Genomic DNA, 1,919 nt, shown 5'->3' on the forward strand with positions numbered 1-1,919 from the left:
GCCGCACCAAGTTCGAGCCCAGCGGAATCCTGCGGCTCGCCGAGCACGCCGCCTGGTGGCTGGAACGGGCCGACGCGCGCACCAGCCGCGACGGCCTCACCGCCCATGTCTTCCGGGAGTGTCCCGACCTGCTCGGGCATCTGCCCGTACTGGGAATCGCCGACCGGCTCGGCGCCCGCCTTCCCGGCTGGGCCCGGGTCATCACCGACGGCCCCGACCACAGGGCCGAGGGCCCGGACGTCGCCGAGCTGGAGAAGCTGCCGGCCGCCGCCCTGCACATCGGCGGCTGGTACGACCTGCTGGTCGAGGAGGTTCTCGAACACTTCCACCGTGCGGGCGCCGCCCTGGCTCCGCGCCCGTCGCGGGCGCTGGTCATCGGCCCCTGGGGACACGACCTGGCGTACGCCGCCGGAACCCGGATCGGCGACCGGGACCACGGACCCGCCTCCCGCATCGACCTCGGTGCCCTCCAAGTGGACTGGCTGCGACGGGTGCTGGGCGGCACGGGGCGGGGCGCGAGCGAGGCAAGGGTGTTCACCGTCGGCGCGGACCGGTGGTGGACGGGCACGTCGTGGCCGTCCACGTCCGTCGATGCCGTCTGGCATGCCCACGGTGACGGGACGCTCGCCCCGCGGCATCCCGGGACCGGCGGCGAGGCCCGGTTCCGCTACGACCCGGCCGACCCCTACCCCTCCCGGCAGCCGGGCGTCGACCGGGCACCGCTCGCCGGCCGCCGCGACGCCGTCCGCTTCACCAGCGCCCCGCTCGACGAGCCGCTCACCGTCGCCGGCAGACCGGTCGTGGTGCTGGACGCGACCACCAGCGCACCGGCCACGGACTGGATCGTCCGCTGGAGCGAGGTCACCGCCGACGGCCGCTGGCTGGAACTCGCCCACGCGAGCCTCGACACCGGACGCACGACGGCCTCCGGCCCGCACACGATCGGACTCGGCGCGGTCGCCGTCACCGTGCCCGCCGGGTCCCGCCTGCAACTGGAGGTCACCAGCAGCGACTTCCCCCGGCTGGCCCGCTCGCTCGGTACGGGGGAGGACCGCTGCACAGGCACCGCGTACTCCGTCGCCGAGCAGACCGTCCGCACCCGGCCGGTGGACGGCACCCGACTGATCCTGCCCCGTACCGCACCCGAGGAGGCGACGGAGTGAGCACCGCGGAAGTCGTGAGCGGCGCGTGGGCCCCCCGGGGCGCGCATCCCGCGAGCGACACGGAATCGGCCCTGGTCGACGCACGGACCGGGCTCATCACCCGGCTGGAACGGCAGCGCCGTCGCCCCGGCCTGCCCCGCATGTGGGTCGGCTACGGCGCCAGCGTGGCCCGCACCGATGTGTTCGCGCCCTGGCTCGCCGACCGCTTCGGCTTCGGCGCCTCGGCCGGTGACGAGGAGCGCGCCCGTCGCGCCGCCGTGGGAGAGGCCGTCGAGCGCTACTGCGGCAACGCCGTCCCCGGCGGTCTGCGCACGGCCACGTACCGAGAGCTGACCAGGCTCGGTGTGCGTGCGCTCGACCCGGAGACGACGGCCCTCTACTCACCCGCCCAGTACGCCACCCCCGGTTTCCCGTTCACCCCCTTCACCCGCGAGCTGCCCGTGGCCTGGACCCCGGGCCGCGACCTCCATGACGGCGCCGAGGTACTCGTCCCCGCCTCACTGGTCTGGCTGGACTACTTCCACGGCCCGCGGGCCGCCGAACCCGCCACCCACTCCCTCGTCTACTCCGGCATCGCCGCCGGCGAGAACCGGGCCCACGCCGAGCGCTTCGCCCTCGAAGAGCTGCTGGAACGCGACGCCACCACCATCTGGTGGAGTACGGGCGCCGAAGCCGACGCGATCCTCGACGCCGCGACCGTCACCGGCCGCCTCGGTGGCCCCGCCCCCGGCGAGGGACCCGGCCCGTCCGTACGCC

At 75.3% G+C, this 1,919-nt stretch carries 2 protein-coding genes; both read left to right on the top strand.

Going from position 1 to position 1,919, the window contains the following annotated elements:
• The coding region (locus tag ACFWN1_RS29720) for a CocE/NonD family hydrolase (RefSeq protein ID WP_384368652.1) at positions 1–1,163 on the top strand (1,163 nt) is incomplete at its 5' end.
• Positions 1,160–1,919, top strand: a 760-nt coding sequence (locus tag ACFWN1_RS29725; protein ID WP_384368655.1) for a YcaO-like family protein, incomplete at its 3' end; no start/stop codon positions are given. The genes ACFWN1_RS29720 and ACFWN1_RS29725, both read left to right, overlap by 4 nt.

It is taken from the genome of Streptomyces sp. NPDC058459 (assembly GCF_042721685.1).
Classification (GTDB): domain Bacteria; phylum Actinomycetota; class Actinomycetes; order Streptomycetales; family Streptomycetaceae; genus Streptomyces.